General features: G+C 59.3%; 3 protein-coding genes and 1 pseudogene. 1 reads left to right on the top strand and 3 read right to left on the bottom strand.

What is annotated here, in order from left to right; genetic code table 11:
• Positions 1-421 (bottom strand): tyrosine-protein phosphatase (locus tag PHF15_RS16540; protein ID WP_300122927.1); only part of this gene is annotated, 421 nt, incomplete at its 3' end.
• 116 nt (positions 422-537) lie between these two features.
• Between PHF15_RS16540 and PHF15_RS16535 the strand changes: the two are divergent.
• A pseudogene (locus PHF15_RS16535) lies at positions 538-1,393 on the top strand (IS5 family transposase).
• 59 nt (positions 1,394-1,452) lie between these two features.
• Here PHF15_RS16535 and pntB read toward each other — a convergent pair.
• Positions 1,453-2,895, bottom strand: coding sequence for a Re/Si-specific NAD(P)(+) transhydrogenase subunit beta (pntB, locus tag PHF15_RS16530; protein ID WP_300122925.1), 1,443 nt, complete (start codon positions 2,893-2,895; stop codon positions 1,453-1,455).
• Between the two features lie 18 nt (positions 2,896-2,913).
• On the bottom strand, positions 2,914-4,548 hold the full coding sequence (locus PHF15_RS16525; protein ID WP_300122923.1) for a Re/Si-specific NAD(P)(+) transhydrogenase subunit alpha: 1,635 nt from the start codon (positions 4,546-4,548) through the stop codon (positions 2,914-2,916).
• Positions 4,549-4,574: the final 26 nt, after the last annotated feature.

The following is a 4,574-nucleotide window of genomic DNA, read 5'->3' as shown; positions in this document are numbered from 1 at the left end:
CGAACCAGTCTGACAACCAAGGTGCGAATGCAGCAGGGAAGTTGCGGTAAATACGCAGCATCAACTCGTGCGCTCCGTTTGGCGTCGGGGAGTCCGCTAAACTGCGTACCAGCTTGGGGTTGTTGCGCACGTCGTTCTGTATGTCGAAGTTCACCGTTCGCACGTTCAAGTGAGACGGCACGGAAGTAGGTGCTCTGATGCGCTCTTCCGGGCCGCGCAGGTCGCAAATCGTTTGCAGGCCCAACTCGCCCAAGGTATTCCAGTCACATTCCGTCAGGTTGACAAGATGGTCGCTGCGTAGCAACGCATGACTGCCAATTCGGGCTCCATTGGCGGCAGGCATGCCACGCAGGCTGCGGAAATTGCCCGCGCCATGAAGGCGTGGGGTTGCTTCGTGATGGTACTGCTCAAGCGAGCACATGACTTGGCGTCGTTGGGTTAGTGCAGCTAGGCAAGAGATTTTCTTTCAACGATTAAGAGCTTATCCGTAAATAAAATAGTAACTCTCCATACGCAACGACCGCGTGTGGAGTAAAGATGTCGAAGGCGAAATCATGGAGAGTCACCGATGAGTTTTGGAAGCGCGTAGAGCCGCTAATCCCGATACGCCAACGCTTGACGGATCAGGCCTATGCGCGCAAAGCCGGTGGTGGGCGCAAGCCCAAAGATCCGCGGCTTGTATTTGGCATCGTCTATGTTTTGAGAACAGGCTTCCAGTGGAAAACACTCCCGGCAGAGCGTTTCGGCAGCGCCAGTGCGATCCATGCCCGATTCCTTGAGTGGGAGAAGGCTGGAGTCTTTGAAGCCCTTTGAAAGGCCGGGCTGGCTGAATACGATGACTTTGAAGGTATCGCTTGGCGATGGCAAAGCATTGACGGGACGATGATGAAAGCGCCGCTGGCTCAATCGAGTGTTGGACCCAACCCAACGGATCGGAGAAAAAAATGGGAGCAAACGCCATTTGCTGGTGGACGGTCGTGGCGTCCCGTTGTCCCTCGTCGTGACCGGAGCAAACCGGCATGATGTTTCTCAAATTGAGGCCTTGCTCGATGGCATCAAAGTCGAACGACCCAATCCACCGCGGAGGCGACACAAACATTTGTGTGCCGACGCGGGCTACACCGGCGCACCGGCTCTGAAAGTCATTGAGGAACATGGCTACATTCCTCACGTCAAGGGCAGAGGGCAAGAGGCCAGCGAACTCAAACGTGACCCTGAGAAAAAAGCCAGGCGCTGGATTGTCGAAGTTGCGCACAGTTGGTTCAATCGATTCCGAAAGCTCCTGGTGCAATATGAGAAACTTGATCGCAACTTCTTGGCACTAAACCACTTGGCGGCATCCATCATGGCGTTCAGAAAAATCAAACTGGACATAAATATTATTTACGGATAAGTTCTAAGTATGTTGATACCCACCCCAATTGACAGGAGGGTTGGTTTTTCTTAGGAAGATCAGGCCTTCAAGGCCGTCAGCACTTCATCGAGCATCTTCTTGGCATCGCCAAACAGCATGCGGTTGTTGTCTTTGTAAAACAGCGGGTTATCCACGCCGGCATAACCAGAGGCCATGCTGCGCTTCATGACAATCGAGGTTTTGGCTTTCCAGACTTCGAGCACAGGCATGCCGGCAATCGGGCTGCTCGGGTCGTCCTGGGCACCCGGGTTGACGATGTCATTGGCGCCGATCACCATCACCACGTCGGTCTTGGGGAAGTCGTCGTTGAGCTCGTCCATCTCGAACACGATGTCATAGGGCACCTTGGCCTCGGCCAGCAACACGTTCATGTGACCTGGCATGCGCCCCGCCACCGGATGGATGCCAAAGCGCACATTGACGCCTTTTTCACGCAGGTGCTTGGTGATCTCGAACACCGTGTGCTGGGCCTGCGCCACCGCCATGCCATAACCCGGAACAATGACCACGCTTTTGGCTTCGCGCAGCAACTCGGCGGTCTCGGTGGCGCTGACCGGCGCCACCTCGCCGGCGGGTTGTGCGGCGCCACCCGCCGGTTTCGGCGCGGCACTGGCCGTGCCAAAGCCGCCCGCAATCACGCTGATGAAACTGCGCGCCATCGCCTTGCACATGATGTAGGACAGGATCGCGCCGCTGGAGCCGACCAGGGCACCGGTCACGATGAGCAGGTCGTTGGACAACATGAAACCCGTCGCAGCCGCAGCCCAGCCGGAGTAGCTGTTGAGCATGGACACCACCACCGGCATGTCGGCACCCCCAATGGCCATCACCATGTGAATACCAAACAGCAAGGCGATCACGGTCATCACGATCAAGGGCAGCATGCCATCAGCAATGGAGTGAGCGTTGATGAACGCGCGACCGAAATAAATCACCACCAGCAGACCGACCAGGTTCAGCCAATGGCGACCTGGCAACAGCAGCGGGTTGCCGCCGATGCGGCCGGAGAGCTTGCCAAACGCCACGATAGAGCCTGAAAAAGTGACCGCACCAATCAGGATACCGATGTAGATTTCGATCTTGTGGATAGACTCTTCGGCAGAAGACAGGGGAATGCTTTTGCCATCGACCCAATGGAAGGACGCGGTCGGGTCGATGAAGGTGACAATCCCGACCAACATCGCCGCCAGACCCACCATGCTGTGCATCAAGGCCACCAGCTCGGGCATTTGCGTCATCTGGACCGTGCGCGCGGCGTACAGACCGATTGAGCCGCCCACCAGCATCGCGCCAAGGATCCAGGGGATCCCCGCCCAGGTCACCTGCGGGCCAAAGACCGTCGCCAGCACCGCCAGCGTCATGCCGATCATGCCGTAGAGGTTGCCGCGTAAGGCGGTTTGCTGGTTGGACAGACCGCCCAGGCTCAGGATAAACAGGATGGTTGCGCCGATGTATGCAACCGTGGCCAAATTTGAAGACATGCTCTTGGCTCCTTTTTCTTATTTACGGAACATGGCCAGCATGCGCTGGGTGACGGCAAAGCCGCCGAACATATTGATGGCCGTGAGGACGATCGCGGCGGCGGCCACCCAACTGATCAAGTCGTTGGGTCGATCAACCGCCCCGGCGGCCCACGGCGACACCTGCACCAGGGCGCCGATGGCAATGATGCTGCTGATCGCGTTGGTCACACTCATGAGCGGTGTGTGTAATGCCGGCTTGACGTTCCAGACCACCATGTAGCCGACGAAACACGCCAGCACGAACACCGTAAAATGCGACAGGAACTCCTTGGGAGCGCTTGAGCCAATCAACCAGAACAGCACAGCCGCCACACCGAAAAGGATGGCCAGCTTGCTGCCCGCCATCGGCTCGCTGTCGCCCCCACCATGGCCGTGGGATTTCTTGGCCGCGGGTGCAGCCGCCGGTTTGGCGGCCGCGGCGGGAGCAGCCGGCAGCTTGGGCGCCGGTGGCGGCCAGGTGACTTCGCCGTTCTTGATGACCGTCAGGCCGCGGATGGCGTCGTCCTCCATGTTGACGTCGACAATACCGTCCTTGGTCTTGCACAGTTCCTCGGCAAGACGGAACAGGTTGCTGGCGTACAGCGTTGACGACTGCTTGGCCAGGCGGCTGACCAGGTCGGTGTAGCCGACGATGGTGACGCCGTGCTTCACCACGGTCTGGCCGGGCTCGGTCAGTTCGCAGTTGCCGCCCTGCTCGGCCGCCATGTCGACGATCACGCTGCCCGGCTTCATGCTCTTGACCATCTCGGCGGTGATCAGCTTGGGCGCCGGCTTGCCGGGGATCAGCGCAGTGGTGATGATGATGTCGACTTCGCGGGCCTGCTTGGCGTACATGGCGCGCTGGGCTTGCTGGAAACCCTCGCTCATGACCTTGGCGTAACCGCCGCCGCCTGAGCCCTCTTCCTCGTAGTCCACCTTGACGAATTCACCGCCCAGTGACACCACCTGGTCAGCCACTTCGGCCCGGGTGTCGTTGGCACGCACGATGGCGCCCAGGCCAGCAGCGGTACCAATGGCGGCCAGACCGGCCACACCCGCACCGGCGATGAAGACCTTGGCTGGAGGCACCTTGCCCGCGGCCGTGATCTGGCCATTGAAAAAGCGGCCAAAGGCATTGGCGGCCTCGATGACGGCACGGTAACCGGCCACGCCGGCCTGCGAGGTCAGGGCGTCCATTTTCTGGGCCCGGCTGAGCATGCGCGGCAGCGCATCGATGGCCAGCACGGTGACCTTCTTGGCGCTAAGTTGCTGCATCAAGTCAGGGTTTTGCGCCGGCCAGATGAAGCCGATCAGCACTTGCCCGGCGCGCATCTGCGCGACTTCGTCGGCAGACGGGGGGCGCACCTTGAACACGATGTCGGAGCCGGACCACAAGGCAGCGGCGGATTCGGCCACCGTGGCGCCTGCGGCCCGGTAAGTGTCATCAGAACAATTGGCCGCATCGCCCGCACCCGACTCAACAGCGACGGAGAAGCCCAGTTTGATCAGCTTTTCCACTGCCTCAGGCACCGTGGCCACGCGCTTTTCACCTGGGAAAATCTCTCGCGGCACGCCAATGCGCTGGGTTAGGATAGCTGCTATTGGATTAAAGATGGTTGTACCTGCGTCCATTGACGGAACTCCTCTTATTTAGAAAC

The organism is Rhodoferax sp. (genome assembly GCF_028689295.1).
In the GTDB taxonomy this organism is placed as follows: Bacteria; Pseudomonadota; Gammaproteobacteria; order Burkholderiales; family Burkholderiaceae_C; genus Rhodoferax.
The sequence above is the reverse complement of the archived record's forward strand: the minus strand, read 5'-3'. Positions and strand labels throughout refer to the sequence as shown.

Coding starts and splice junctions, on each gene's coding strand:
- pntB (WP_300122925.1), bottom strand. CDS start 2,895: ATGTCTTCAAATTTGGCCACGGTTGCATACATCGGCGCAACCATCCTG.
- PHF15_RS16525 (WP_300122923.1), bottom strand. CDS start 4,548: ATGGACGCAGGTACAACCATCTTTAATCCAATAGCAGCTATCCTAACC.